The sequence below is a fragment of the Streptococcus sp. HMSC076C08 genome (genome assembly GCF_001810825.1).
Classification (GTDB): Bacteria; Bacillota; Bacilli; order Lactobacillales; family Streptococcaceae; genus Streptococcus.
The window spans coordinates 1-501 of sequence record NZ_KV802712.1 but is presented as its reverse complement, the minus strand read 5'-3'; the positions used below and the strand labels follow the sequence as shown (position 1 = coordinate 501).

Genomic DNA, 501 nt, shown 5'->3' with positions numbered 1-501 from the left:
ATCTGGGTTTCCGACAAACTGTTTGTCTGGAGTGAAAGTTACTGTTCCATCTGATGCAATCGTGTAAGTTCCTTGTCCTGGAATAGTTTTCTCTTTGCTTCCATCTTCGAAGGTTGGCTCAACTGTTTCATCAATTGGAACCAGTGGATCACCACCTTGGAAGCTTGGAGTGCCTGTTTGTGGAACACCCTGAGGACCTGAGCTGGTTACGTTAGTTCCTGTTGGGGTTACCTTCGTAAACTCTGGACTATAAGTTGCAGTAACTGGGGTGCCGTTCTTATCTACACGTTTGACTGTAACTGAATCTGGTTTTCCAACAAACTGCTTGTCTGGAGTGAAGGTTACAGTTCCGTCTGGTGCAATCGTGTAGGTTCCTTGGCCTGGAATAGTCTTCTCTTTGCTTCCATCTGCGAAGGTTGGCTCAATTGTTTCATCGATTGGAACCAATGGGTCACCTCCTTGGAAGCTTGGAGTTCCTGTTTGTGGAACACCCTGAGGACC

At 46.7% G+C, this 501-nt stretch carries 1 protein-coding gene; it reads right to left on the bottom strand.

From position 1 onward, the window contains the following. The coding region (locus tag HMPREF2766_RS00555) for an Ig-like domain-containing protein (protein WP_148131181.1) at positions 1–501 on the bottom strand (501 nt) is incomplete at both ends.